2 protein-coding genes are annotated in these 1,496 nt (G+C 40.4%); one reads left to right on the top strand and one right to left on the bottom strand.

Going from position 1 to position 1,496, the window contains the following annotated elements:
* Nucleotides 1-56 precede the first annotated feature (56 nt).
* A complete protein-coding gene (locus BDR01S_RS24520; protein ID WP_369691104.1) occupies nt 57-689 on the bottom strand; it encodes a DUF559 domain-containing protein in 633 nt (210 codons plus the stop codon).
* A gap of 587 nt (nt 690-1,276) precedes the next feature.
* Here BDR01S_RS24520 and BDR01S_RS24510 point away from each other — a divergent pair.
* Complete coding sequence (locus tag BDR01S_RS24510; protein WP_066248204.1) at nt 1,277-1,495, top strand: DUF2922 domain-containing protein; 219 nt, start codon at nt 1,277-1,279, stop codon at nt 1,493-1,495.
* The last annotated feature ends 1 nt before the right edge of the window (nt 1,496 follow it).

Here is a 1,496-nt window from a genome sequence, read left to right as displayed (position 1 = left end):
TTGTTCCGCCTATTTATCAGATCGGGATCGGGTGCTTAACCTAATCCCCCCATCAATCAGATCGGGTGCTTAACCTGATCCCCCAATCGATAAGATCGGACCCTCATGGCCCCAGAGGCAGGAATCAGCATTTTTTGTTCGACGAGTTGAGAAAGTACTTTTTTTACTGTCTTGTCACTTAACTTCAAATACTTCTCGACTTCAATCGGGGATATGGCTTCTCCTTTTCGAATCGTTAGCCGAAGCACTTCCTTTTCGAGAAAGGACAGAGATGCTTGGTCTAGTTCATCTCCCAGCCATCGGCCAATCACTTGCTGAACAATCTGTTGGCATAGACGAGGCTTCTCTTTCACTTGGTCATAAGAAAAGCGGATGACGGTCCATCCATCAATTACCAACTGGTTTTGACGTTCCAGGCTATCGGAAAATTGCCATCTGCTTATGTTCTTTAAGTGATGGCCATACCCGTCGACCTCAAAGCAAATCCGGATGGCAGGACGAATATAAGCAAAATCCAAATACCTCTTGCCATCCTTGAAATCATCGACTTCATATTCTGGATGCAGATACCGAAAATTTTGAAATGAGGGCCACCACACTTGCTTCAAAAACAACATTTCAGCCTGGCTGTGACCTTCTTGTAAGCGCCGCAACCGTTCACCGGTTCTTGCCTGCGAGTGAGCATTCAAAAAGGCCTGGTATTCTTCTTCGTATCCCATAACATCCTTCCTCCTATCTAATGGTCATATCTTTTTCAGCACCTTTTATATACGATAGCAATTTGTAAAAAAAGGTACTTCTCATGAGTTTTGTAATAATTTTCTTCAAATGCAGAACATCCTCAAAATGAGCATTAAATAGCATACATAATCGACGCCGATAATGAATCATCTCCAGTATTAATCACTTGAACTTTGGACGGATTTTTTAAATGAAAGAGAGTTAATGAGGGTTTAAAAAAGAGGTTTAATGTGACTTCAATTGGAGAATTGCTAACGCCAAATAAGACTTGCGAAGTAGCTAAGATAAAAAGAATATTTAGAGAAAAACTTGAGGATAGTTCCAGTTTAGTAGAAATCTTACAATTGTCAATCCATTTTCTTTACCTTTCGACAATTTCTATTCCCGTTAAAAAACTTATTATCTTCTTGCCTCTCCAGTGTACAGAATTTAAAGAAAAAGGTAGCCTTCCGTCGAAAATAATGAATTTTTTGTTTCCTACCCTGTCCTTTTTGCCGACTTTTTTCTATATAGAAGGTGAAAGGTGGTGATAGAAATGGCAAAAACATTGGAATTGCAATTTACCACGGAAATGGGCAAAACGGCTAGCCTTACCGTTGATAACCCAAAGGAGCCAATTGATGAAGAAGTTGTCAAATTATCGATGGCTCAAATTATTGGATCCCAAGTTTTCACAACTGGCAGCGGCAAGCTTGTCGCTGCAAAAGGAGCAAGAGTGATCGATCGTAATGTAACGGATTACGAGCTTGCCTAAG

Source organism: Neobacillus drentensis NBRC 102427 (genome assembly GCF_001591445.1).
In the GTDB taxonomy this organism is placed as follows: Bacteria; Bacillota; Bacilli; order Bacillales; family Cytobacillaceae; genus Neobacillus; species Neobacillus drentensis.
This window is presented reverse-complemented; position numbering and strand designations above follow the sequence as displayed.